Here is a 23,031-nt window from a genome sequence, read left to right on the forward strand (position 1 = left end):
CGTGTTCATAACCGCGATCTTGCCAAACCATTTAAATGGACAAAGAGCGCCGACACGATACTGGCTTCAGTGCAGCGAGCCAAAAATGTGTCACCTAATTAACCGCATGGTCCACTAGGGGACCGTGTTGGCCATTTCCCGCGAAGTGATAGTGAGCCGGAGATGTTGCCAGGCCTTCTAAGTGAGACTCAAGAGAGGGCGTTGCGAAATGCTGCGAATTTACCATTGAGTCTTATTTCCGGACCACCAGGTACAGGCAAGAGTTTTACCATCGCGGCAATGGCGATTGATCAAATGCTGCATGGCAATACTGTTCTGGTTGTCTCTAAAACCTCTCAGGCAATAAATGTTGCGCGGCAAAAATTGCGTGAGACCTACGGTTTGCAAGAAGGTTATGTGCACACGGGGGAGCAGGGTTTTGTCCGCAGTTTGAAATCCCATTTGGACTCGCTACTCAAAGAGGGTGTTGCAGCTCCCGATGTGAGCGTTGCCAAATTAAAGCGCCGCCTCAAGGCCACTTTAAAGTCTCTGAGAAAAGCTGAACGACGCTTTAGCAGGGCTTTAAAGACTGCACAAGTGCTAGGCCCCGGAGGTTTCGGCACTTGGGTGACGGCTTTTGGGGTGCGAATTTTTGGTCGGCGATTGGATACGGAAGCGCTTTGGGAGTTCCAAGAGACTATCGGGCATTTGCGAAAAAATTTCGAGCAGCAAGCTTCTCGATATATTAATGCCTATCGTAAAGAGACTCTTTTGAGCCTTTTAGAGCGAGAAAGAAGGCATTTATCCCTTTTCAATCAGGCTCTCAGGGCGAGGACCTCCAAAACCCAGGCAGAGCGTTTTGCCCAAACGAATATGCGGGTTGTTTTACAGGCCTATCCTATTTGGCTTACGACCCTGGATGAGCTCAATGAGATATTACCTCTTTCACCGGGCTTGTTTGATCTGGTTATCTTTGATGAATCTACCCAGTGTGATATCGCCAGTGCTCTGCCGGCCCTGTGCCGGGCAAATCGTGCGGTTGTGGTGGGCGATGGGAAGCAGTTGCGTCATGTATCCTTTTTATCAGCGCAACAGCAACAACGTTTGTGGGAGGGCTTGAACGGTCCAGAAGAATTGCCGGTGGCGTTTAGTTACCGGGAGCAGTCCCTGCTGGATATTGTCTCTGACTCACTGGAAAGTCAGGAGGCGGTTACCCTGTTGGATGAGCATTACCGCAGCCAGCCAGAGCTTATCGCTTTTAGTAATCACGCTTTTTATGCCGATAGGCTGAAGGTGATGCAGGCCAGACCGGTAGCGTCCGGTGAAGGGGCTTTGGTTCTTCATTACCTGGAGGGGAAGCGATCAAAAAACGGCAGGAATCGGGTCGAAAAGGATTGGGTCATTGAGCAGCTGCGTGAGCACATTAACTGCTTTGCCGAATCTCCTGTAAAGCCAACGGTTGGAGTCCTGTCTCCCTACAGGGAGCAGGCGGACTACCTCGCTTCTGAGGTAAGCAGGGCTTTTCCAGTAGATGTACTGCGTCGCTTTTCTGTATTAGTTGCAACGCCTTATGGTTTTCAGGGAGAAGAGCGGGATCTTATGCTCTTGTCTTTTGCGGCAGATAATCAGTCCCTGCGTGCGGCGACTTATCTCAATCGTGCCGATATGTTTAATGTGGCGGTAACCCGGGCCAAGGAGCGGCAGTTGGTGGCTTATTCCATTAGTCCTGAGTCCCTGCCACCTGAGCATTTGTTGCGCCGCTATATCGAATTTGGCCATGGGGCAGGCACCAGCAATCAACAAAAAGTATTCCCCTGTGAGTTTGCCGGAGAGGTGAGTGTATGCTTGCAGCGGGCGCAGATCAGGCATTGGGTCGCATTCCCCATTGCCGGCCAGCGTGTTGATGTGGTTTGTGAATACCGTGGACGAATCCTGGGGGTGGATTTGATTGGTTACCCGGGAGAATATCGGCAGCACTTTACTACCCAGACTTACAAGGTGTTGCACCGAGCGGGGGTAAGAGTGTTGCCTTTGCCCTATATCAGTTGGGTGCGTGACCGAGATGACTGCCTAAGGCGTATTCTTGAGGTACTGAAGCAGGGGTCACAATAGCGGTTAATGCAGAGCGCTGCTATTAAGATCAAAGCAAGAGTGCTCGACAATGAAAGTTGCGCCGGGACTGCTAAGCTTTAAAGGAGTCCAGTATGCAGTTTCGTTGAGAGCGCCTATGAAATGGTGGTTATTGATACCCTGCTTTTGGGCATCTGCCGTAGCAGCTGTCGATGTGATTTTTGTCGATGCCCAGCAGCAATATGGGGTGCGAAGCCCGACTCTGAGCTTTTGCCAGGCGCGTTTCTATGAGGAGGATGATGGGCGTCTTTACTGCAACTGGGCCGTCAATTTCCGCTATGCCTGCTTCGTCTGGTGGCCTACCAATAAGGTGATACCGGCCGGTGCAAAGCTCTCTGAGCCGGAGGTTGTCGGTAAGTGCGGCAATGGTGAACCGGTATATAAGCTCTATCACTACTAGCTATCTGGCAGGCCCTTGCCGCTAAAGTGGATAGCATCGGTATACCAGTTCAGTGATCCACCAGTTGGTACTCCACGAGAGGGCGTGTTAGCTTCTCTCTTGCTCGGTATTGAGTCCTTGATCTTGCAGTTCTCGCGCTTGCTTGAGGATTTCAGGCATAGCGCTGTCTTCCACCGATAATGCATCGATGATGGCCGCTAGCAGATCCGCCGAAAACATGCACTTGCTCACCTTGCTGCGCAGGTTTTCTGTGGTCATTGAAATTCCTCTTTCGGCCAGGGCCTGGGCGAGATCCCCGTAACGCATACCCCGCAAAGCCATTGAGGCGCGTACATAGCGAGCGATGGCCTGCTTGTACGGAGCCAGTGCTTGATGATTGCTGAGGCTTTGCTTGTGGTCCATGGGCTCTACTCCGTTACAGTTGATGTCACTTATGTGGTAAATACTATCCTTGTGTGTATTATTTGCAACATAAGTTTGAAATAAGTTATTGACCGCCTTTTTTTTGATGCTATATTTGTGACCAATATTCCACAGCGAGGGAGTCGAGATGACCTGGAACCATGAGAATCTACGCCAGTTGGCGGAAAACCACACCGGATGGGTGGTGGAGTCTGAGGGAGAGTGCCTCAGCATCTCCAACGATGAGGGAGTCGATGCATTCCTTTATGTCGGTGAGAAGCAGATTGTTGTTGAGAGCATTTTATTCCCCGTGAGTCAGGTGGCCGATGTGGTCGCCCTTAACGAGATGATTCTCCAGACTCATCAACTGGTTCCCCTGACGGCGATCGCTATCAAGATGATTGGCGGTGAGCGTTACTATGTCGCCTTCGGCGCGCTGTCTGTGTCCAGTAAGGACGAAGTGGTGATTGAAGAGGTTGAAACCCTGTTTTCCAATGTGGGTGACTTCCTGGATTTATATGCGGATCATTTTGAAATGGAGGGTGTAGCATGAGCCTGAGAAAAATCTGGACTGCCTTGAAAGGCGCTGTCAACGAAGGCACAGAAGCGGTTGCGGATAGCCAGTCTATTCGTATTCTCGATCAAGAGCTGCGGGAGGCAAAGGCCGAATTGAAAGCTTGTGATGAGAACCTGACTAAGATCATGGCCAAGCGCAAGCTGGCTGAAAACAAAGTACAGTCGCTGAAAGCCGATATTGAGACTTACAGCACCCACGCAATCAACGCCAGTGAGAAAGGCGATGAGAGCCTGGCCCTGGAGTGTGCAGAGCGCGTTACCGAGCTGGAAGCCCAGCTCGAAACAGAACAGAGCCTGCTGGAAGGCTTCTTCAATTCCGAGCGCTCTTTGAAGGGAAATATTTCCAAGGCGAAAATCAATGTGCGCCGCATGGAACAACAGATCGACCAGATCAAGGCCACAGAGTCAGTTCAAAAGGCCCAGGTAGCGGTTTCCTCCCGCCATATGGGTGCTAACAGCAAAATCAAAACGGCTCTGGACAGTCTCGACCGCATTAAGAGCAAGCAGCAGGAGCGCGCCGCGGAGCTGGAAGCTGCAGAAGAGCTGGCGAGTGAAGAAAGCGGTTCCAGCCTGGATGCCAAGCTGAAGGCGGCGGGTATCAAACCCGGTGGCCAGGTCAGCGGCAGTGACAAGCTGGCTCAGTTACTGGCGAGCCGTCAAAAGGCTTGATCCAGTGCTACTTTATCGAGTGCGACGCCTTCTGGCGTCGCTTTTTGTTAAAGCCAACACTGCAGCCATTCTTATCGGTGTCCTGGGTTATGTAATGGGTAGCTACCTGCTGCTCAGTGCCGCTGGAGAGAGTGAAATTGTCGATCCGACCAATTTTTTCTATTGGTTGGTCGTTACGGCATCCACTGTAGGCTACGGCGATTTCTCGCCGGTAACATCCGCCGGTAAAGTGGTAGTGGCAACCTGGGTGATCCCCTTTGGTTTGAGTTTGTTCGCCATGGTGTTAACCAAGGCGGGCTTTTTTATTTCGGAGTTTGTTCACAGAGGAAAGAGGGGGTTGCGTATGACAAATCGTGAAGATCACACAGTCATCATCGGCTGGAATGGAACCAGAACCCTTCGCTTGATAGAGTTATTGCTGTCGAAGACGAATGGCACAGCAACAGAGATAGTGCTTTGTGTAGAAGCTGATATCGAAAACCCGATGCCCGGTAAAATTGATTTTGTCCGGGTGGAATCTTTTTCGCATCTCGAGAGTATGCAGCGCGCCGCAATTGCGGATGCCGCGCGAATTATTATTGATAACCCCCTGGATGATGTAACGCTCACCACTGCCCTGTTCTGTGATAAACACAGCCCTGATAGCCATAAAACAGCCTATTTTCAGGATGAAAATGTCGGTGAGTTGTTGCGCTCACACTGCCCCAACATTGAATGTATTCCCTCGGTAGCGGTGGAATTGTTGGCTAAATCCTCCCTAGACCCTGGTTCTGCCAGGCTGCACCGGCAACTGCTGGATAGCACTTATGGAATGACTCAGTACAGTATTGAGTATCATGGTGAGCCGTCGCTGCCATTTTCTGCCTTATTCGATCACTTCAAAAAGAACTTATCTGCAACCTTGATTGCTGTGCGTCGTCAAGGGGCCGTAAAAATTGATGTAAACCCCGCGTTAACCGATGAGGTTAACAGGGGGGATATGCTCTATTACATTTCAGCCAAGCGGCTAACCGAAAAACGCTGCTTCGATATAAAAATGAGTGAAGGAGAGGGGGTAGGCACATGTTTACCAAGCTGATCGATAAACTGAAAGGAAAAGAAATTCCAAAGGTGAAGACGCCGGAGATTATGGGGTTGCGGCTTGGCGCAAGCTTTGAACTGGACCCATTGGCAATTCGCCTGATTCTGGATGAGCTCACCATAGAATCCTGCTCCCCCACACAGATTATCAAGGCCGCAGGCATCGTAGAACTCGATGGAGCCTGGGTATATCGATTTTATACCGATGACGATGCCTGGCTGCAAGTCGTGACTGAGGGGGGGCAAAGTGATGAGCATGTAGTGGACGTCAAGCTGTTTCACTTTTACGATACCCTCGATGTTGCCAATCAGCAGGCTTGGGACAGACTCCTTAAGCAGGAAATCGGTGCGGCCAATTATCAGCTGCAGGACCGTAGCTATAACAGAGTTTGGACAGCCACTGGTGACTATCACAATCCGGTGCATATGGCCGAGAAGACTTATGATGAGGATGGGGATTATTCCCTCACCGATCAATTCACCATGCTTTTTGAGCGTGACTTGTCCGATCAGCGTACCGAATCCCTGTTCCTTTCGGCGGAAGAGAAAGAAGAAGACGCGGGTTACTTAAGTCGTAGCCTGGTGATCAGCACCGGTATAACTTTGACACCATCACAGTTGACTATACACGGATAATAAGGAGATGTATTAATGGACCAGCCCTACGATTTAATGACTGGTATCCTCCACTTTGCGGCCTATTTTGGCCTGTCACTGGTTTTTTTAATCGCGTTTAAATTTCTTTACGCTCTGGTGACCCCTCACGATGAATGGAAGTTGATCCGTGAGGACAAAAACGCAGCGGCTGCCATCGGTTTTGGCGGTGCGGTACTGGGGTTTGCCATTGCAGTCGGCGGTGCGGCCAGTAACTCTGTTTCTCTCATTGATTTTGCCACTTGGGCAGTTGTTGCCTTAATTGCTCAGCTTATTGCTTTTGCGATTATTCGTTTTGGCTTTATGCCGAGTATTGTTGAGCGTATTGAAGATGGTGAAGTTAGCGCGGGTATTATGTTGGCTGCTACCACCATTTCTGTTGGTGTCCTCAACGCGGCTTGTATGAGCTATTAAGCGGAGGTGAGGATGAAGCGTAGTAAAAATATTAACCTTGCGCGGATGCGTAAGGGCAGGGGAGCAAGTTTTGTTTTGCGCCCTTTGGCCATGGGTATCACTGTTGCTCTAATGGGTTGCTCTTCCGATGAAGAGGTTAAGGTGGTTTCCTCTGTCGAGGACTGTGTAAATAATACACAGCTCGATAAGGCCCAATGTGAAGCGGCCTATCAGAAGGCTCTGGCTGAAGCCGAACGTACCGGGCCCAAGTATGCCAGATTGTCCCAATGCGAGTCAGAATTTGGTAGTTGCCGTGAGAGTAGCGGTGGATTTTGGATGCCATTGATGACCGGCTTTATGGTCGCTTCCCTACTGAATGATAATGACCGACGCTATCACTCTTACGGTTATTACAATCCAGTTTACCGCTATTCTGCTTCTGGTTCCCGCTATTACGATCGTTTGATGACCGCTGATGGTCAGGTTATCGGTCGTTACGGCAAAAGCTCCTATACCGTGAATAAGAGTGCGATGGACCCCAAGCCCAAGGTGACCAAGACGGTTTCCCGTGGAGGTTTTGGCGCAGTGGCCTCGGCCAAATCCAATTGGGGCGGTGGGCGTTCTAGTAGCGGCCGCTCTGGAAGCTGGGGGGGGTGATTGGTGCTGAGGTTACCAATCAATGAGCGTCCGCACTGGAAAGAGCGGGCGCAAGAATTTGGTTTTCATTTCCACACTATGTATGGGGAACCCTACTGGGATGAAAGCGCCTTCTATCAGTTCTCTCTGGAGCAGATAGAGCAGGATATCGAGGATCCCACCGAAGAAATCCATGCAATGTGTCTGGATGTTGTCGCTAGGGTGCTTGAGGATGAGACGCTGTTACGTCGCTTCCGCATACCGGAACAACACTGGGATTTTATCCGTGATTCCTGGAAAAACGGTGATCCCAGCCTTTATTCCCGACTGGATTTTGCCTACTCTGGGCAGGGCCCGGCCAAACTCTATGAGAATAATGCCGACACTCCCACCAGCTTATATGAAACAGGATTTTGGCAGTGGCTCTGGCTCCAGGACAATGTTGACAGGCGTGCACTGCCTCTGCAGTCCGACCAGTTCAACAGCCTGCAGGAAAAGCTGGTTAACCGCTTTCGCGATTTACAATTTCTGACTCCTGGCCGCGAACTCCATTTTGCCTGCTGCAAAGATACCTTAGAGGATCGCGGCACGGTGCAATATTTACAAGACTGTGCCAGTGAAGCCGGTATCACCAATCACTTTGTGTTTATCGAGGAGATTGGCTGCGATGCTGAGGGAGCTTTTACTGATTTAGATGATCAGGTAATAACTTGGATGTTTAAGCTATATCCTTGGGAGTTTATGTTCCGCGAAGAGTTTGGCTCTCTATTGGGTGGCAACAATGTGCGTTGGTTAGAGCCTCCTTGGAAGGCGATATTATCGAATAAAGCACTTTTGCCCATGTTGTGGAAACTGTTTCCGGGCCATCCCAACTTGTTGCCCTCATTTTTTGAAGATGAGCTGGATAAGGCCGAGGGCTATTCGGAATTAGTTAAAAAACCTATTTTTTCCCGCGAGGGGGCTAATATTTCGATAGTGCGTGGAGGGGATGTGCATTCACTGTCTGATGGACCCTATGGAGAAGAGGGCTTTATCTACCAGGCTATGCATTCTTTGCCGAAGTTTGGACAAAATTTCACCCTAGTGGGCAGCTGGTTGGTTGATGATATGGCAGCGGGCATTTCAATTCGTGAGGATAGCAATCTTATAACTCAGGATATGAGTCGCTACCTTCCACATATTATTCTTTAATAGGCTTGCCAGAGAACCTCTGGCAAGCTTTGCAGCCCTTCTGTTTTCAAGCCTCTGGTGTTAGCAATTGACCACTTAAAATCAATTCTTCAATTTTTTTACTGAGCCTGTCATAAGTAAAAGGTTTTTGAATGCAGTCGAGCACACCATCGGCGATAACCTCCTGAACTTTACTGTCGACACTAAAACCGGTGGAGAGTAATGCTTTTACATTGGGGTTGATACGTCGCAAGAAGGCGAATAATTCCTGGCCATCCATGCCCGGCATAATCATATCGAGGATTATCAGGTCCACTTGTTCGTAATGTTGTCGGTAATAAGTGATAGCCTGCTCCGCAGACGCGAAAGTGTTCACTTTGTGGCCATTCATTTCGAAGAGCGTTTTTGAATAGCTTCGGACAATAGCCTCATCATCCACCACCATAATGCGAAGCTGGCGATTGGCAGATAGGGATTCGGCCTGATTTTGTTGTTTGCTTGTCTTCGCCTCAGCAATCGGTAAGTACAGGTTAAAAGTGCTACCCTTTCCCTCAATGCTGTGGCACTGAATAGCGCCTTTATGTAAATGGATGGTGCCATGCACTGCAGCAAGACCCAGTCCGGCACCCCGGCCACATTCCTTGGTGGTGAAGAAAGGCTCAAAAATTCTGCGGCGCACCTCGGGGGGCATACCGGTTCCGCTATCGTGAATAGTGATGAGCAGATAATGTCCTGGATGCACTTCAAAATCAGCAATAGTAGTAGTCCTTTCAAAGGTGATATTGCTGCTGGAAAAACGCAAAATACCTCCGCCCGGCATGGCATCCTTGGCGTTGATACCGATATTTAATAATGCGCTCTTTAGCTGGGCCGGGTCACCTACTACATGAGGCCGGCCAGCTTCTAGTTGCTGCTCGATACGAATACGCCGGTCAATGGTACGCTCAAGCATGGCACAGACATCGCGGGTAATTTCATGGGTATTGCAATCTTTTAGCTGGTAATTGCCTTTGCGGGCAAAAGTTAGCAGCTGCTTGGTCAGCTCAGCCGCATGGCGTGCAGTGGTGAGGATATGGTTGGTGTACTCGCTGATTCGGGGATCTTCAGCAATTTGCTGAATAACCTCAGCATAGCCGCTGATCCCGTGGATCATATTGTTGAAGTCATGGGCGATACCGCCGGCTAACTCGCCGATGGCTTGCATTTTCTGAGCCTGGCGCAACTCTTCTTCCAATAAGCGCTGCTTGGTGATATCTGTACCGATACTAAGAATACCAGTGGGGCTGCCATTCTCGTCAGAAAGGATTTTATTGGTCCAGGCAATCCAAACTCTTTTGCCGGATTTGGTGATGTTCTCGTTAATATTGTAGCGGTGTTCCTGCGGGTGATCACAAACGTGTTGGATGAGTTGACGTAGGTCCCGGCCACTAGATTCGCTGGCGGGTACTATGGTTCCTATCAGGTGTCGGCCAATGATTTCTGCCTCAGAGTAGCCAAAAAGCTGCTGGGCATACTCATTAAATGAGGTGACTTTCCCATGTCTATCGCAGCGCATAATAATGGAGTTCGCATGCTCAACCAGTTCGCGATAGCGTTCTTCGCTTTTGCGCAGGGCTTCGTATACCTGCTGGGAGTCCCGATTTTGGCTGCCAGTGACAATGGGGGATGAGGGGAATACCGGCAAGCGGTTCTCTTTGATCACCTATTCTCCTCCGGAATTATTATTGAGTATTTTTTCACCAGAAATTGCATCATGTGGAAACAAAAAAGTATATAGGGAACCCATAGGTTTTTTGATCAGGTTTGCAGTCTTTGCTGACAGGCCGTGATTTATAAACCCTTTTGTAATTGTGTGTTTATACAAATGTGATGTGTATCCAACTGCCGTGTTAAGCGAAGCGCTGGTATTTTTCTTAATTTTTCCTCTTTAAAAGCAAACTTTTCTTTTTTAAACAGTGGCTATAGCCAGGCAACCTGATAGCATTCACCGCCATCTTGAAGACCATTGGATAAATTACTATGCAGCTGCACTCTCGATTTTTCGGGCGTGGCATCGCGGCTTTGCTTTGTGCCTCGCTGTTGGTGTCCGCCTGTGGTGAGAAGAAAGCCGGGGGTGAGCAGAGATCCCCGGATTTTGCTCGCCTGGATACTTTCCCATCAACTTACTCCGTCACTCAGTCCCGGCCGGTACTGATTCAGGGCGCCACCTTGCTTACCGGTACCGGCGAGCAACTGGAGAACACTGACCTCTTATTGAAAGGTGGAAAAATTGCCCAGATCGGTCAAGAGCTCAAGGCCCCCAAGGATGCTCTGGTAGTTAATGGCAAAGGTAAGTGGGTGACCCCAGGCATTATCGATGTGCACTCCCACCTGGGAGATTACCCGGCTCCCTCCATTGAGTCTTCCCAGGATGGCAATGAGATGACATCGCCCAATACCGCGCAGGTTTGGGTTGAACATTCCGTGTGGACCCAGGACCCACAGTTTCCTCTAGCCCTGGCCGGTGGCGTAACCACGCTGCAGATATTACCCGGCTCTGCCAATCTGTTTGGCGGGCGCAGTGTGACTCTGAAAAATGTGCCGGGTCGCAGCGTACAGGATATGAAATTTCCCGGTGCGCCCTATGGCCTGAAGATGGCCTGTGGCGAAAACCCCAAGCGAGTTTATGGAACCAAAGGCACAGCCCCTTCAACCCGAATGGGGAATGTGGCCGGCTACCGCAACGCCTGGATCGAGGCCAGCAATTACAAGAAAAAGTGGGAAGACTTTTTAGAGAAGGGTGGAGAAGAACCTGAGCGCGATCTCGGCCTCGAGACCCTGGCAGGCGTTCTGAATGGCGATATCCTGGTACACAATCACTGCTATCGCGGTGAGGAAATGGCGGTGATGATGGATATTGCCAAGGAGTTTGATTTCCAGATCTCCACTTTCCACCATGCGGTAGAGGCTTACAAAGTGGCCGACCTATTGGCTGAAAACAATGTTTGTGCGGCGATGTGGGCCGATTGGTGGGGCTTTAAGCACGAAGCCTTTGATATGACGGAGGCGAATATTGCTATCGTTGATCAGGCCAAGGCCTGTGCCATGATCCACTCTGATTCCGGCATTGGCGTACAGCACCTGAATGAGGAAGTCGCAAAAGCGATGACTGCTGGCCAGCGCGCTGGTTTCGATATTCAGCCAAAAGATGCGGTTGCCTGGATGACCTCTAACCCCGCTAAGGCGTTGGGCATTGAAGCGCAAACTGGCAGCCTCGAGAAGGGCAAAATGGCCGATGTTGTGGTTTGGTCCGGCAATCCTTTCAGTGTTTATACCCTTGTGGATCAAGTTTTTATTGATGGTGAACTGATGTACGACCGCTCCGATAAAAAGCGCCAACCGCGCAGTGATTTCGAATTGGGTATTATTGATGCAGAGGGAGAGCGACTGTGAAAAAGATAGCGGTATTCTATGCGCTGGTCCTGGGGGTGCTGACCGCAGGAGCCCAGGCGGAGAGCATCCTGATCAAGGGAGGCAAGGTGCATACTCTGGCCGATATGGGTTCCCTGGAATCTGCCGATGTATTGGTTGTCGATGGCAAAGTGGAGCAGGTGGCTCCTGCTCTTGATGTTTCGGCTGATAGAGTCATTGATGCTAAAGGCAAGGTGGTAACGCCTGGCGTCATTGCACCTATTTCTGAGCTGGGATTGGTGGAAATCAGTGCAGCAAGTGGCACTAATGACAATGCGGTAACTGGGGAAAGTATCGGTAGTGCGTTTAATCCTGTGCCCGCGTACAACCCCAAATCTACCCTGATTCCTTTCAACCGGGCCGGTGGTGTTACCAGCGCGGTGGTCTTTCCAGCTATCAGCACCTGGGATGAAGCTGCGGTAGCGGCCCAGAGAGTATTCGCCGGGCGTGGATTTGCCATCAAGCTCAATGGCGAGTTCAATAGCGTTGAGGCTAAAGACGTTGCCCAGAAGGCCTACTTGGGTGAGACCGGTGCCCAGCTAGCAGGTGGCAGCCGTGCGAATGCCTACGCCAAAGTTGAAAATGCGCTGAGCGAGGCTAAAGAGTACCGGGACAACCGCGCGGCTATTCGCCGAGGAGAGTGGCGTGAGCTGAATTACAGCCTCGCAGATCTGGAAGCCTTGCAGCCGGTGATTAATGGTACCGAACCTCTGCTGATCACGGCTGATCGCGCCAGCGATATTCTTGCGGTTATCGAACTAGCCAAGGCCTTCGATGTGAAGCTAGTGCTGCTCGGGGCGGCTGAGGGCTGGATGGTAGCCGACCAGCTGGCTCAGGCCCAGGTGCCTGTTGTGATTGATGCAATCAACAACCTGCCCATTTCCTTCTCCAGCCTTGGTGCGCGTCTGGATAACGCCGCTTTGTTAACCAAGGCTGGTGTGAAAGTGGCTATTAGTGGCCCTGACTATGTCTCTACCCATAACGTGTACCTCTCACGTCAATCGGCTGGCAATGCTGTTGCCCACGGATTGCCCTATGAGGAGGCGCTGAAGTCAATCAGCACTAATGTGGCAGATATCTTCCGCCTCAGCGGTGGTACCCTGGAGAAGGGTGCCACCGCTGATATCGTGGTTTGGAGTGGCGATCCACTGGAAGTGACTAGTTATCCAGAGCAGGTGCTAATCGAAGGTGAACCACAATCTTTGGTTACCCGATCTACTCGTCTGCGCGATCGTCACCTGAAGCCTGCCAAGGGCCACGACTTTGGCTATCGCAACTAACTCGCTGCAAGTGGCTGGCTATTAAATAGAGAGCGGGCTAAGCCCGCTCTTTTATTGCCTGATGAAAAATGAACAAAAAGGTCCAGTCTCCTGCTTAGCATTGGTTTGGTGAGCTGAAGGAGATTAGATATATATTTACTTCCCGTATTAATAAGAAAAAGGAAAGGGCCATGGTGAATATTACAGCGCTGTATGCGAGCCTCTGCGCAATCCTGATTATCTACCTGGCGGGCCGCGTGGTTCAGTTTCGTCGTGCCAAGCGGGTGGGTATCGGTACTGGCGATGATCGTTATAATGAGATTCGTGTACGTGTGCATGGGAATGCCGTCGAATATACACCCATCGCGCTGTTGCTTCTGCTGCTTGCGGAGCTGGGGGGATTGCCCGGTTTGTGGTTGCATGTTTTTGGAATAGCATTTTTGCTATCCCGAATTCTTCATGCTTATGGACTGACTGCAGGTAAGGGCGGCACCCATACTGGGCGCTTTTGGGGTACATTGATCAGTTGGCTGGTGATACTCGCCCTTGCGGTGATCAATATCGTGATTTCGGTAAAATCTTTGTAAAAGCAACTGCGGCACAAGTGGGAATTCCAGATGTAAATCTCTGTTGATTTATGGTTGTTGCTTGATAAAAGGCTTCAGAAAATTTCTGAAGCCTAACAAAAAAGCCCGGTTGAGCCGGGCAGAGTACAGGGATGAAACTTTAAAATTCTACTGAAAAATTTCTTCAGGTAGCTTTTACTGGTTCGCGGCAAAGGGGGTAACAGTTTCGTCTGAGGACTCTTCGCTGTTATCCTCATCTTCCAGCAGAACTTCTGGTCTGCCTTTACAAGCTTTGGCCAGTGAATCGCGACGCTTGGCCAGCAGTAGGCCGATTTCCTCGCTCACCTGCTCATCAATGCCTTCAATACTGCGCTCAATCAGCGTGGTAATGTTGGCAGCAAGCTCCAGCATCTTATCGTGTTCTTCAGCATCTTTTTTGTTGTCGAACATAGCTCCGTCTCGATCGCATTTCCAAACAGCTACTACGGCCATGATATGCCTCCCAATTGCCCTTCAGACATTCCAGTTTATTTGTATGGCCATACGGTAACTGTATAAATATTCAGTGTCAATGGTGTCCGAGATCGAAGTGGCGGCTATTTAATTGCGTTCAAGAGAGTCACAATTGCGATGGCCTGTCCACGGGGACGTGTCACAACTGTCATAATGCACACCTGCAGCCGGATGTACCCCCCCAGGCATCCAAGGCTGCAAACTCCGCACTATACAGGCCCGTTTTCGGGCCTGCTTTTTTTAGGCGCTGTTGACCGTTGATTGCGAGAGGTATGAGGCGAGCTTGGTGGCTAGCTAGGAAAGGGAAGCGAGTAAGAGGGCGCACAGCGCCCCAACCATTAAATAGTGAGTACCAGGCGTGCGGCCAGGCCAATCAGAAGTAAGCCAAACACCTGCTGGATACGGTGGCCGAGATGCTTGCTAACCAGCTGGCGTTTGCGGCTGGCATGGACTGCCAGGGCAACAATGCAATACCAGAGAGTGTCCACTCCAGACACCATGGCAGCCATCCCCAGTTTGGTGGTGAGGGCCTGCTGTTCTGAGACGAACTGGCTGAATAGGGCGGTAAAGAATACTGCAATTTTGGGGTTAAAGAAGGCAACCCCAAAACCCTGAACGATTGAGCGGCGAACACTTAAGTGGGGAGCTTCCAACTGGTTGGCTCTCGAGCCGGGAGCCGGGGCTCTGAAAGCCTTCCAGCCCAGATATACCAACATAGCCGCGCCGCCCCATTGTAGGATGCTGAATAGCAGGGGGGAGCGGGTGATTAGGACCGCGAGACCGAAGGCAGTCAGAGCGGCGTAAATGGCGACCCCGGCTCCATGGGCAATGGCACTGGCGAGGCCCTGCTGCAGGCCGGAGGCCGAGCAACGCAGTACGATTAACAGGCTAGGACCTGGTGACATGGCGCCGAGGGCGCAGATACCTGCAAGTGATAACCATCCAAGTAAATCCATTATTTAAAGCCGCCCCCTTGTGCCAGCCAGTGCTTTTCTTTTTCAGTGGAATCGCGGCCTAAGGCCGCATTGCGATGCGGATAGCGACCAAACTGCTCGATAACCTTCTGGTGGGCCAGGGCATATCGGTAGTGGGTGGCGAGATAAGGGGCGATGGACTCATCATCCCCGTACTGCTTCTGCAACTGCGCGAAGTATGCCACGGAGCGCTGCTGGATTGAGTGTTTTTCGCTGTGCTCTAGGGGCATGCCGACAAAAATCTGCTGAAACAGCCCGAGCTTTTGCTGATCTCCCCGCTGCAGAATCGCCTCGCTGATTTCTAGAGCCAGGGCATCGCCATTGAAGGCGAGGTGAGTGCCGCGGTGGATATTGCGGGCGAATTGATCGCACAGTAGCAATAGGGCCAGCTCACCCTCTAGGTTCTGGCGCCAGTGATCCAGCTTACCCTCTATGGCCATATTGGTGATCTCAGCGAAATCTTCTGCCATTTGCCGGTCCAGTTTCGGATCTGCCGAAAACCACTGCTGTTTCAGCTCCTCGGTGGGGCGGTGATCCAAAGAGGGATCACCAAACCAGAAGGTCAGTATTTCCTTAATACCAGGCATCAATAGGCTCCTCAGCGATGATGGAACGATTATTGCGACATTTGTACTGGATGGTCCAGCTGGATAAGGAAGGGAGCCTTCCAAAGGAGGAATCAAAAAAATGTTTTTGCGCCTGCATCCAAAATCGTTTCTGGCCCCGTCATAGAGGTGTACAAGGAAAAGCGATCTGGAGGTCACAATGTTTACTGCGGGATCATTTAAGAAGGTACAATTTTGCGCCGTACTGATATTGGCACTTGGCGGCATGCAGGCCGGTCAGGCCAAGGCGGCCGAGCTGGGATTCTCCGTGGATGATATTCATCGACAACTTACCGAGAAGACGGACCAGCACTTTTTGCAAAAGCTCAATGAGTGCAAAGCCGGTAGTGAGATTGAGGATGGCGAGGTGCGGATTGCTGAGGAGAGAGCTCCCCAAGGCGCCACCCCAGGGCCTTATAGTCGAGGCCGCATTACGGTTATGTAGCGTTATACGGTTTCCCCGAGCCGACGGTTTAACAGTACAAAAAGACAACGATTAGAGAGTAACTAATGAGAGCGAGAAATTCACAATCCCTGCGGGTAGTTACCTGTTGGTTGGCAGCACTGGCAGCAACTTTTGCCGCTATGGGCAGCTGGGCGCAGGATGGTAACAACTCTTTCCCCGAGCCACCAAAGCCACCAGCCATGGAAAGTGAGGCACCCAAACCAGATTCACGTGTACGTATCCTGCGTGATGAAAAGGGTGTGCTTACGATCAAAACCGAGGGAGAGGATGGTGAGCGCAGCGAAGTCCAAGTGGACCTGGGGGCGGAATTCGGTGGCCCCTTGAGTCAGCGCATTATAGAAAAGCTTGAACGCAAGGGCATTCTCGATGAGCGCGGGCAGGTGGTTGAAGAAGCCCTCGACGGTGTACCTGATAATGTCCAAATCGGTCTGACTCAAAAATACGGCTCTCCATCCAGGCATTGGGAGGAGGCTGATAGTGATGCAAGCTTCGATGTGACGATTTTGCCGATAATCGCTCTTCTTTGTGTGTTCGGTATGCCGGTACTGATTGTGTGGCTGGTAACCCGCAACAGCTACCGCAAGAAGCAGCTGGTGATGGAAAACATCAATCGCATGGTGGCAGAAGGTCGTGATGTGCCGTCGGAAATGCTCGATATGCTGGAAGGCAACACTCCCAACAATCCCGCAGACAGAGGCTTTACGCTGATTGCGGTAGGGGCTGCGGTGTTTATCTGGCTTTCTGCTCTGGCTGGGGTAGGGGTAGGTAGCCTGGGATTGATCCCGCTGTTTATCGGCCTGGCCCGCTTTATCAACTGGAAGCTCGATAACAAGCAGGCGTAAGGACCGGAATATGGACCTCAATGATGAGGCTTTGATCAGGCGCACCGTCGAAGACGGGGACCAGCGGGCTTATGCCCAGCTGGTTCGTCGCTATCAATCTCAGCTGCGATTCTCGCTCCGTCAGCTGTGCGATGGCGACCAGGGCCTGGCAGACGATATGGCGCAAGAAGCCTTTATTAAGGCCTACAAGGCGCTGCCGGCATTTCGGGGAGATGCCCGGTTTAGCACCTGGTTGTACCGTATCGCCTACAATCTCGTCATGAGCCACAAGCGCAAGAACGCCCCCGAAGTGGACCAGGAAGCGGTCGATAGGGCTCAGGCGGAAGAAACAGTGGAAGAGTCCCAACGTTTGGGCATGGCTAGAGATCTGAACTCGGCAATGGATTCCCTGAGCGATGCCCAGCGCCAGGCGATACATTTGTGCATGCAGAGGGGCTTCTCTCATGAGGAAGCGGCAAGCATTATGAAGTTGCCGCTTGGTACGGTAAAATCCCATGTCAACCGCGCACGGGCAAAGCTACAGAGCTTGTTACAACCGTGGCGCGAGGAGGTGGTTAATGGTTAATTTTGAACAGCGCAATACGAAAGGTAGTGCCTTGGGCGATTTAGCTATAGAGGGCAAAGACCCACTATTCGATGCATGGCTGGCAGAGCAGCTGCAGTTCGATGAACCCTACCTGGACGATGACGGTTTTTGTGAAAGCGTCATGGCCAAGCTGCCCGCTCCCGCTAAGCATAATGAGCGTCGCGCCAGTCGGTTCCAGTATATCGCCGTACTGGCGGCCTCGGGCATCGTTGCCTGGCAATTTCCATTCGGCGAGGTGCTAAGTGAAGCCGCTCGTCAGTCAATTAGTCTTTACAGTTTGGTCGGCGTGGGGATGCTCTCCTCACTGGCGGTGATGGCCGGTGGTATTTTCGCTGCCCGCCGCTGATTACTTCGATACTCAATAAAGAATCCAATTCTTGCCCACCTCTAGCAGTGTACTAGGGGTGGGCCAATCAATGTTTTTCCGGCCGTTACCGTATTTGAGGTCGTCCTCCCCCCTTTGGGGCGCTTCTACAATAGGTGAAATTCAATAAGATCATTATCAATATTTTTTTAACTTCGCTTTCGATGTTAGAGATATTGCAAACTATGATCCACCTTTACTTTAATTCGAGCAGAGCCATAATAAGTTTTTTGATTCCTGACTCTACAGGGCTGGTCGCAATTTATTAGCACTATACAGCCGCATAAAAAAATATAGGGTGTGTTATTACCTTGCCAGCAGAATCTGAAAAATACGAAGTTGAACCTTTCATCATATGTAGGTCTGCGTCTAATCTTAAAACAAGGGCACCTGCCACTGCTCCACCAGCATCTTTTTGTTCGTAGGGTAGCACTAAGGACCTTCCTGCTATGTTCCCCTTATAAACAAATTCTCGGTTGGTATTTTTCCCCTCCCGATCAATTTTTCGAGTGGCAGTCACTTTTACCCTATTTCCAAATTGGTGTATTTTCGCTGTCCCAACAACATTACCGGTTTCAGAATCCTTATAATCCCAGCTGGAGTGAAGCTTGGCTGCACCGGATAAAATGCCTGCAATTTTGGGTAATAGAAAAGCTGTCACAATCCAAACGGTTAATGTGCCAACTAAAGCAGAGACAGCCATCTTTATAATTTCTTCCATTTTATTTCCTATTGCTAATCAATCCATCTGCTTTCAACAGTTACTGTAGAGGTTACGTATAATTATCTAAATCGAAATTACCTAACTGGTTTTTACATGCTGTCAAATAAAAAGCTTGGGCTTCTCGTCAAAACAAAGTTCCTTTTGAAGTGTTGTGGAAAAATTGAGAGGTAGGTCTTTTGATAGGGTAAGTCAATAAGCGTCGAGATTGTGGCTTTTTGAATCATAACAAAAGAAGCTTCCTGCCTCGTAGTATCAATGAGCTTGCAAAAAAACTATATACCATAAGAAACATGCCAAATGAAAGGGAATTGTTTATTGGTTTCTTTTGTGGGCTAATATACCTGCTTTGATTTCGTATCCAATTGATGAAAGGTGTAGGGAGGGATGTTATTTGTACGACCATGTTCATTATGTTTTTCGGTGCAGAGGGGGTCATCAGCAGTACTCTATAATAAGCGAAATCCTTAATGAAGGATAAACCCCATTATATAGAATGTTCTTGAGATGGATGTTGGAAAATTTTTAAATCTTGAAAGGTTAGGCCATTTTCTTGAAAAACAATCAGGAGTTGTGTGATTGCTATTTCTTTGGGTAGAAATAACTGATCACCTAGGAAGTGACGTTTATTTTTTGCCTCTTGAAAGAGTGCAGCAGGAAGTTAAGAATTAAAAATATTAAGATCATGGATTGGTTGTATCATTTCTTCATCTTAATTGAGCTCCATGTGATGGGTGAAGTTAAGTAAAAATATTTCCTGGTGATTGCAAATTATCTCGATGTTGTTGGGGTGATGGTGATTTGTGATGTGCAATATATCGATATTCTTAATTGGCTTATTATTCTCTGTAGGCTGTTTCACAACTTGAATCGGATGATTAATATTGATATTTTCTCCATGTAATTGCGTGAAAACAGGTGATTTCAAGTTGTGAGGTAGCCTCTGGCGATCTTCCATTGTGGGCTTGATTACCCAAGCTTAGTTGGCATAGAAATATGATGATGCGCAACTTGCCAGGAATCCTCAGTCTTAATAAAACAAAAGGTTGCGCGAACAGTGTCACGAACTTCCTTACCATCAGGAAGGGTGCCGCCACAGTTTATAAGGCAATGAGCAAATCCCGTTTTATCCCCTACGGTAATTCTTAACTCATTCAACTCAAATAGAGAAGGGATTTCAAAAGGCGGTTGCCATTCATCAAAACTTTCTCTATAGGCTTTGGCACCTTGATATTGCAGTGGTGCAAGTACATCGAAGATAATGGCATCTGGTAAGTGATTGCTTAAAATGTTGTCCTTTCGGTCGTGCCGTGTAGACTCGACCCAGTCTTTAAGGAGGGTTTCAATTTTTTTTATTTCTTGATTTTTCATGATAGATCCATGAGATTGTTGGTGGGTTTTGCTGGCTGGATTATGAGAAATTTCATCTATCTTTTTATTTTTCTTTTTAAGAGTTTGGGCCTCCAGAGTTAAGTCGATTGCAGATGGTGTTGGGTTTGTATTCTAAGTGCAGCTCTTAAATATATTCTGATCATGCTAAATCTTAATTTTCTAAGAGTTTGGTTGTTCATATGGAGTTTCTATATTTCTATAGATTCCTTTTGCATATTTGGCTTTGGTTTCGATTTGCTTTATAAGAATGCTAGCGTAAGCGTGATAGCCCTTATATTAGTCCATACTTCTCTGCAAATGGATCAATGTCAGGATTTTGGTTCCATTCATATTCCGCTCTATCTGCTATTTCGTTCGCTTTACTTTCACCCCAAATTTCTTTGATGAGAGCTAGAGACATATCAATGCCTGCGGATACCCCAGAAGATGTAAAAATATTGGCATCTTGAACCCAGCGTGCTTTTGCGACCCAATCTGTTTGCTCACTTTGTGAGCACACCCAAGAAAATGCTAATTTATTTGTAGTGGCCTTTTTGCCATTCAGTATGCCCGCCTTGGCCAGTAAGGCGCTGCCAGTACAAACAGAAGTAATATAGTCGGCGCTTATAGCCTTTCTTGCGATCCAGTTAATGATGCTCGAATTATGCACTTCCTTTCTTGTGCCAATGCCCCCAGGAACCAAAATGATTTGGTATTCAGTACTGTCACGAAAACCTTTTTGTGTGATGGTTGCGGGCCCTTGAGCTGAATATACTGGCCCTGCATTTTTAGATATAAGCTCAATGCTAAGGTTGTCTATCTGGCCCAGCATTTCTAAGGGGCCAAAAACGTCAAGCAGTTCAAACTCCTCAAAAAGTAAAACTCCCAGCTTCATCCTTGGACCTCTATTCAGTGGCGTGACGCTTGTCATAAGTAAATTTGGTAAGTTGGGGATTTTATAAAGCCATACGGCAATGAAATTTCCGCAAGAATGTCTCTGTCGATAATAAGTGTTTATTTTTAGGGGTTTTGTCCCCGGTTTTCTTAAGGTTACCGATATTTTTAACCACTGAAGGGCGCTTATTAGGCTCATTGCGCTTCATTCAGTTGCTTAAGATATTTCTTAAATGATGTTGCTTAATATCTCAGTTTGGAAATGTGAAGTCAAAAATATTTTGTACATTTTGCTCTAAGCCTAATGGCGTGATTTTTGCCTGCCGGAGGGGGGTTAGCGATTGATCTATTTAGAAATAATAGGGGTTGATGCTACAGTAATGATGAGTAGTGCACCTAAAGACATGGTAAGAAGTAATTATATAAATATAGAGATGGGGTTATGGTGTTTGGTGAGGCTTTGCTGGCCAATTTTTCTTATTTTTCTGTTGACTGGCGTGGATGAATTAGATTGGAGCTTGTGGCTTAATAGGTGGACAGCAAATCTATGATTTTTCTTTGAATGGAAATTCTAAGTTACACCTTTTAGAGTTCTCTCTAAGGAAAATTAGAATTTAATAAAGTTGCAGTGTTTTTTTGAATATTTTTTTAAAATAAAATGCCCGGTGTTATGCATGATAAATATAATTCTTGTGGCGGGTGATGGTGTGCGTTGCCTGTGAGATTATTCTGTCAGGGATATAATTGATTCGCTTTATTTGCAGAGCCATGGGCTTGGATCTTGGAGGCTAGATTCTGATAACTATCCGATTCGCGCTGCTGACTTTTATTAATTATCAAGTATATATTTCAGTAGCCGCTGGATTGCGGACTTGTCAAGACAAGTCCGCTTTTTAGGTTCACTCAAATGGTTTTAGGCGCTCCATAAGAAGCTTGCCGATATCTTTCATTGTTTTTTTTGCAGTATCATCAGCGGAGTTCATCGCGATTAGAAAAATTATGTTGTGCTTTGGCATGATACGTGCGTCGGTGAGCCAATAGCGGTTACTACCGGAGTGTGTAAGCAGCAATAACTCTGGATCGTACACTGCCCCCCAACCCAGTGCGTAATTACCATCTACGGGTGAGTGTAGTTTGCGATAAGTTTCGGACTTCAATAATTTACCGCGGCCATGTACGCCATTGAGTTGGTCCTCTGCGAAGAGAACCCAATCTTTAAGAGAAATATTGACCGTGCCTGCGGGGCCGAGCGCTTGAGGATTATCACTTTGTATGTCAGCGGGATCGAGTGGTACGAGCTTGCCCCACCAGGTTTTTTTATGACCACGCGGTTGGTCCAAATTTCCAGAGGATCCGGGCGCTGCAAATCCTGCATTTTTTATGCCGAGCGGAGTAAAGATCTGTTCCTTGATGAGATCCTCCCAAGTCTTGCCTGTTCGTGCCTCGGCGATGGCACCCGCGATAACGTAACCGAGATTGGAGTATTTAAATGAACCAGTTGCGGATGTAGGTGGCATTGCAAGGTAACTGCGTGCAACCGCAATACGTTGCGCCCGAATACTGGGTGCTGACTCGATTAACTCTTCAAATTGAGGAAATTCTTTATCGTCGGTCAGAGATGGTAAGCCTGCGGTATGACTGAGCAATTGCGTGATCGTAATGTTGCGGTAAGCGGGGTCCATATTTTTTGCGAAAGCGGGAAAAGAATCAGCGAGAGTATCCTCAAATCGCATGACACCTTGCTCAACTAAGCGTGCGATCATTGTTGCAGTTAGCGCCTTGGTATTCGATCCAATATGCCAACGATCGTCGATAGTGGCTGGTTCCATATGACCATGTGCACGAAAACCGTCTGCAGCTATAGCAGCGGTCTTGCCATCGATTTGAATCAGCGCGGCGACGGCTGGAAGATCGTTTTTGTTACGTGCTGTGGTAAGTGTCTGTTCGAGAAATGTCTGCAGCGCTTGGTCCGCACGTACAGCAACGGTTACTGCTAAGAGTGCGATTGTAAGAAAAATCTTTGACAGAATTTTTGTGTGCCGACTATGCATCATGATAAGCCTGTATTAAAAGTAACTTGAAAACTGAGTCAGATCTTAGTTGCCGCTATAAGTGGTACGAAGTTTCGAGGTTATTGGCGTACTACTTCGATTTCTGACTGGATCGTTTTGTTTAAGTTCCTAAAAAGTATGTAATTGTGAGGGGGGATCCTATGCAGAAAATTATTGGCGGTAATCTATACCGCAAACATGATATTTATAATCTTCCAATACCAAGTAGCTGCTTGTACAAAGCTTGTAAAAGAAGTTGAGAGTATAAATAGGATAAAAG

Annotated in this window: 25 protein-coding genes; 16 read left to right on the forward strand and 9 right to left on the reverse strand. The window is 48.7% G+C overall.

Features of this window, described 5'->3' with window-relative positions; all coding sequences use genetic code 11:
- The first annotated feature begins 162 nt into the window (after positions 1-162).
- Together LC073_RS17585 and LC073_RS17590 are read left to right on the forward strand one after the other, a co-directional pair.
- Positions 163-2,091 carry a DEAD/DEAH box helicase gene (locus LC073_RS17585; protein WP_226648625.1) on the forward strand — a complete coding sequence of 643 codons (1,929 nt, stop codon included), beginning with the start codon at positions 163-165 and terminating at the stop codon, positions 2,089-2,091.
- 115 nt (positions 2,092-2,206) lie between these two features.
- Positions 2,207-2,509 carry a hypothetical protein gene (locus tag LC073_RS17590; protein ID WP_226648626.1) on the forward strand — a complete coding sequence of 101 codons (303 nt, stop codon included), beginning with the start codon at positions 2,207-2,209 and terminating at the stop codon, positions 2,507-2,509.
- A gap of 87 nt (positions 2,510-2,596) precedes the next feature.
- Here the strand turns inward: LC073_RS17590 and LC073_RS17595 are convergent, their stop codons facing one another.
- Complete coding sequence (locus LC073_RS17595) at positions 2,597-2,911, reverse strand: DUF6471 domain-containing protein (protein ID WP_226648627.1); 315 nt, start codon at positions 2,909-2,911, stop codon at positions 2,597-2,599.
- Between the two features lie 148 nt (positions 2,912-3,059).
- Between LC073_RS17595 and LC073_RS17600 the strand changes: the two genes are divergently transcribed.
- The 7 genes from LC073_RS17600 to LC073_RS17630 are packed head-to-tail and all read left to right on the forward strand — an operon-like array spanning position 3,060 to position 8,110.
- Positions 3,060-3,464 (forward strand): DUF2170 family protein, encoded by a 405-nt coding sequence (locus LC073_RS17600; protein ID WP_226648628.1) that lies wholly within the window; start codon positions 3,060-3,062, stop codon positions 3,462-3,464.
- Complete coding sequence (locus LC073_RS17605; RefSeq protein WP_226648629.1) at positions 3,461-4,156, forward strand: PspA/IM30 family protein; 696 nt, start codon at positions 3,461-3,463, stop codon at positions 4,154-4,156. The genes LC073_RS17600 and LC073_RS17605 overlap by 4 nt, the downstream gene beginning before the upstream one ends.
- A gap of 4 nt (positions 4,157-4,160) precedes the next feature.
- Positions 4,161-5,234: a potassium channel family protein gene (locus LC073_RS17610; protein ID WP_226648630.1), complete on the forward strand. Its 1,074-nt coding sequence runs from the start codon at positions 4,161-4,163 to the stop codon at positions 5,232-5,234.
- Positions 5,219-5,872 (forward strand): YjfK family protein, encoded by a 654-nt coding sequence (locus LC073_RS17615; RefSeq protein WP_226648631.1) that lies wholly within the window; start codon positions 5,219-5,221, stop codon positions 5,870-5,872. Before LC073_RS17610 ends, LC073_RS17615 begins: the two co-directional genes overlap by 16 nt.
- A gap of 15 nt (positions 5,873-5,887) precedes the next feature.
- Positions 5,888-6,304, forward strand: a complete 417-nt coding sequence (locus tag LC073_RS17620; RefSeq protein WP_226648632.1) for a DUF350 domain-containing protein — start codon at positions 5,888-5,890, stop codon at positions 6,302-6,304.
- A 12-nt stretch (positions 6,305-6,316) separates the two neighbouring features.
- Complete coding sequence (locus tag LC073_RS17625) at positions 6,317-6,940, forward strand: DUF1190 domain-containing protein (protein WP_226648633.1); 624 nt, start codon at positions 6,317-6,319, stop codon at positions 6,938-6,940.
- Positions 6,941-6,943: 3 nt separating this feature from the next.
- Positions 6,944-8,110 (forward strand): glutathionylspermidine synthase family protein, encoded by a 1,167-nt coding sequence (locus tag LC073_RS17630; protein ID WP_226648634.1) that lies wholly within the window; start codon positions 6,944-6,946, stop codon positions 8,108-8,110.
- 46 nt (positions 8,111-8,156) lie between these two features.
- Here the strand turns inward: LC073_RS17630 and LC073_RS17635 are convergent, their stop codons facing one another.
- Positions 8,157-9,791, reverse strand: coding sequence for a PAS domain S-box protein (locus tag LC073_RS17635; RefSeq protein ID WP_226648635.1), 1,635 nt, complete (start codon positions 9,789-9,791; stop codon positions 8,157-8,159).
- A gap of 317 nt (positions 9,792-10,108) precedes the next feature.
- Between LC073_RS17635 and LC073_RS17640 the strand changes: the two genes are divergently transcribed.
- From LC073_RS17640 to LC073_RS17650, 3 genes are all read left to right on the forward strand, one after another.
- On the forward strand, positions 10,109-11,521 hold the full coding sequence (locus tag LC073_RS17640) for an amidohydrolase (RefSeq protein WP_226648636.1): 1,413 nt from the start codon (positions 10,109-10,111) through the stop codon (positions 11,519-11,521).
- The gene (locus tag LC073_RS17645) at positions 11,518-12,819 is read left to right on the forward strand and encodes an amidohydrolase family protein (RefSeq protein WP_226648637.1); all 1,302 of its coding nucleotides are present in this window, start codon (positions 11,518-11,520) and stop codon (positions 12,817-12,819) included. The genes LC073_RS17640 and LC073_RS17645 overlap by 4 nt, the downstream gene beginning before the upstream one ends.
- A gap of 170 nt (positions 12,820-12,989) precedes the next feature.
- A complete protein-coding gene (locus LC073_RS17650) occupies positions 12,990-13,385 on the forward strand; it encodes an MAPEG family protein (protein WP_226648638.1) in 396 nt (131 codons plus the stop codon).
- A gap of 174 nt (positions 13,386-13,559) precedes the next feature.
- On the opposite strand, the gene LC073_RS17655 is transcribed toward LC073_RS17650, so the two are convergent.
- The 3 genes from LC073_RS17655 to LC073_RS17665 all read right to left on the reverse strand — a co-directional run bounded on the left by LC073_RS17655 (position 13,560) and on the right by LC073_RS17665 (position 15,438).
- A complete protein-coding gene (locus tag LC073_RS17655; protein WP_226648639.1) occupies positions 13,560-13,856 on the reverse strand; it encodes a YebG family protein in 297 nt (98 codons plus the stop codon).
- 359 nt (positions 13,857-14,215) lie between these two features.
- Positions 14,216-14,833, reverse strand: a complete 618-nt coding sequence (locus tag LC073_RS17660) for a LysE family translocator (protein ID WP_226648640.1) — start codon at positions 14,831-14,833, stop codon at positions 14,216-14,218.
- Positions 14,833-15,438: a DUF924 family protein gene (locus LC073_RS17665; protein WP_226648641.1), complete on the reverse strand. Its 606-nt coding sequence runs from the start codon at positions 15,436-15,438 to the stop codon at positions 14,833-14,835. The genes LC073_RS17660 and LC073_RS17665 overlap by 1 nt, the downstream gene beginning before the upstream one ends.
- A gap of 178 nt (positions 15,439-15,616) precedes the next feature.
- Here LC073_RS17665 and LC073_RS17670 point away from each other — a divergent pair, with 178 nt between their 5' ends.
- From LC073_RS17670 to LC073_RS17685, 4 genes are all read left to right on the forward strand, one after another.
- Positions 15,617-15,901, forward strand: a complete 285-nt coding sequence (locus LC073_RS17670; RefSeq protein ID WP_226648642.1) for a hypothetical protein — start codon at positions 15,617-15,619, stop codon at positions 15,899-15,901.
- 65 nt (positions 15,902-15,966) lie between these two features.
- Positions 15,967-16,764, forward strand: coding sequence for a DUF6249 domain-containing protein (locus LC073_RS17675; protein ID WP_226648643.1), 798 nt, complete (start codon positions 15,967-15,969; stop codon positions 16,762-16,764).
- A gap of 10 nt (positions 16,765-16,774) precedes the next feature.
- Complete coding sequence (locus LC073_RS17680; RefSeq protein ID WP_226648644.1) at positions 16,775-17,329, forward strand: sigma-70 family RNA polymerase sigma factor; 555 nt, start codon at positions 16,775-16,777, stop codon at positions 17,327-17,329.
- Positions 17,322-17,696 carry a hypothetical protein gene (locus tag LC073_RS17685; RefSeq protein WP_226648645.1) on the forward strand — a complete coding sequence of 125 codons (375 nt, stop codon included), beginning with the start codon at positions 17,322-17,324 and terminating at the stop codon, positions 17,694-17,696. The genes LC073_RS17680 and LC073_RS17685 overlap by 8 nt, the downstream gene beginning before the upstream one ends.
- A gap of 289 nt (positions 17,697-17,985) precedes the next feature.
- Here the strand turns inward: LC073_RS17685 and LC073_RS17690 are convergent, their stop codons facing one another.
- From LC073_RS17690 to LC073_RS17705, 4 genes are all read right to left on the reverse strand, one after another.
- Complete coding sequence (locus LC073_RS17690; RefSeq protein WP_226648646.1) at positions 17,986-18,435, reverse strand: hypothetical protein; 450 nt, start codon at positions 18,433-18,435, stop codon at positions 17,986-17,988.
- A 969-nt stretch (positions 18,436-19,404) separates the two neighbouring features.
- Entirely contained in the window at positions 19,405-19,806 is a 402-nt protein-coding gene (locus LC073_RS17695) for a YybH family protein (protein WP_226648647.1), read from the reverse strand.
- A 292-nt stretch (positions 19,807-20,098) separates the two neighbouring features.
- A complete protein-coding gene (locus tag LC073_RS17700) occupies positions 20,099-20,701 on the reverse strand; it encodes a DJ-1/PfpI family protein (RefSeq protein WP_226648648.1) in 603 nt (200 codons plus the stop codon).
- A gap of 898 nt (positions 20,702-21,599) precedes the next feature.
- Positions 21,600-22,754: a serine hydrolase domain-containing protein gene (locus LC073_RS17705; protein ID WP_226648649.1), complete on the reverse strand. Its 1,155-nt coding sequence runs from the start codon at positions 22,752-22,754 to the stop codon at positions 21,600-21,602.
- Between the last annotated feature and the right edge of the window lie 277 nt (positions 22,755-23,031).

The organism is Microbulbifer variabilis, assembly GCF_020524905.1.
Taxonomy (GTDB): domain Bacteria; phylum Pseudomonadota; class Gammaproteobacteria; order Pseudomonadales; family Cellvibrionaceae; genus Microbulbifer; species Microbulbifer variabilis_A.

What these genes read in the sequence shown, in the direction of transcription:
- LC073_RS17585 (WP_226648625.1), top strand. Translation starts at nt 163, where the DNA reads ATGTTGCCAGGCCTTCTAAGTGAGACTCAAGAGAGGGCGTTGCGAAAT.
- LC073_RS17590 (WP_226648626.1), top strand. Translation starts at nt 2,207, where the DNA reads ATGAAATGGTGGTTATTGATACCCTGCTTTTGGGCATCTGCCGTAGCA.
- LC073_RS17595 (WP_226648627.1), bottom strand. Translation starts at nt 2,911, where the DNA reads ATGGACCACAAGCAAAGCCTCAGCAATCATCAAGCACTGGCTCCGTAC.
- LC073_RS17600 (WP_226648628.1), top strand. Translation starts at nt 3,060, where the DNA reads ATGACCTGGAACCATGAGAATCTACGCCAGTTGGCGGAAAACCACACC.
- LC073_RS17605 (WP_226648629.1), top strand. Translation starts at nt 3,461, where the DNA reads ATGAGCCTGAGAAAAATCTGGACTGCCTTGAAAGGCGCTGTCAACGAA.
- LC073_RS17615 (WP_226648631.1), top strand. Translation starts at nt 5,219, where the DNA reads ATGTTTACCAAGCTGATCGATAAACTGAAAGGAAAAGAAATTCCAAAG.
- LC073_RS17620 (WP_226648632.1), top strand. Translation starts at nt 5,888, where the DNA reads ATGGACCAGCCCTACGATTTAATGACTGGTATCCTCCACTTTGCGGCC.
- LC073_RS17625 (WP_226648633.1), top strand. Translation starts at nt 6,317, where the DNA reads ATGAAGCGTAGTAAAAATATTAACCTTGCGCGGATGCGTAAGGGCAGG.
- LC073_RS17640 (WP_226648636.1), top strand. Translation starts at nt 10,109, where the DNA reads ATGCAGCTGCACTCTCGATTTTTCGGGCGTGGCATCGCGGCTTTGCTT.
- LC073_RS17650 (WP_226648638.1), top strand. Translation starts at nt 12,990, where the DNA reads ATGGTGAATATTACAGCGCTGTATGCGAGCCTCTGCGCAATCCTGATT.
- LC073_RS17655 (WP_226648639.1), bottom strand. Translation starts at nt 13,856, where the DNA reads ATGGCCGTAGTAGCTGTTTGGAAATGCGATCGAGACGGAGCTATGTTC.
- LC073_RS17660 (WP_226648640.1), bottom strand. Translation starts at nt 14,833, where the DNA reads ATGGATTTACTTGGATGGTTATCACTTGCAGGTATCTGCGCCCTCGGC.
- LC073_RS17665 (WP_226648641.1), bottom strand. Translation starts at nt 15,438, where the DNA reads ATGCCTGGTATTAAGGAAATACTGACCTTCTGGTTTGGTGATCCCTCT.
- LC073_RS17670 (WP_226648642.1), top strand. Translation starts at nt 15,617, where the DNA reads ATGTTTACTGCGGGATCATTTAAGAAGGTACAATTTTGCGCCGTACTG.
- LC073_RS17675 (WP_226648643.1), top strand. Translation starts at nt 15,967, where the DNA reads ATGAGAGCGAGAAATTCACAATCCCTGCGGGTAGTTACCTGTTGGTTG.
- LC073_RS17680 (WP_226648644.1), top strand. Translation starts at nt 16,775, where the DNA reads ATGGACCTCAATGATGAGGCTTTGATCAGGCGCACCGTCGAAGACGGG.
- LC073_RS17685 (WP_226648645.1), top strand. Translation starts at nt 17,322, where the DNA reads ATGGTTAATTTTGAACAGCGCAATACGAAAGGTAGTGCCTTGGGCGAT.
- LC073_RS17690 (WP_226648646.1), bottom strand. Translation starts at nt 18,435, where the DNA reads ATGGAAGAAATTATAAAGATGGCTGTCTCTGCTTTAGTTGGCACATTA.
- LC073_RS17695 (WP_226648647.1), bottom strand. Translation starts at nt 19,806, where the DNA reads ATGAAAAATCAAGAAATAAAAAAAATTGAAACCCTCCTTAAAGACTGG.
- LC073_RS17700 (WP_226648648.1), bottom strand. Translation starts at nt 20,701, where the DNA reads ATGAAGCTGGGAGTTTTACTTTTTGAGGAGTTTGAACTGCTTGACGTT.
- LC073_RS17705 (WP_226648649.1), bottom strand. Translation starts at nt 22,754, where the DNA reads ATGATGCATAGTCGGCACACAAAAATTCTGTCAAAGATTTTTCTTACA.